The following is a 211-nucleotide window of genomic DNA, read 5'->3' on the forward strand; positions in this document are numbered from 1 at the left end:
CGAGGCGCTGCCGGCCAGCACAGCCACCCCGCAGGCCAGCAGCAGCCACTGGGCGACGTAGCGCAACAGGTCCAGGAGGGCGGGGCGGTGCAGGAGGGGCATGCGGCTCACCAAGGTGGTCCCGCCGACAGGAATCGAACCTGTATTTGCCGCTTAGGAGGCGGCCGTTCTATCCATTGAACTACGGCGAGGTCGGTGCGATTGTACGGGT

Annotated in this window: 1 tRNA gene; it reads right to left on the reverse strand. The window is 66.8% G+C overall.

Features of this window, described 5'->3' with window-relative positions:
- Window positions 1-116: 116 nt before the first annotated feature.
- Window positions 117-191 (reverse strand) — tRNA-Arg (locus tag HA630_RS02430).
- Window positions 192-211: the final 20 nt, after the last annotated feature.

The sequence above is a fragment of the Aquabacterium sp. A08 genome (assembly GCF_011742065.1).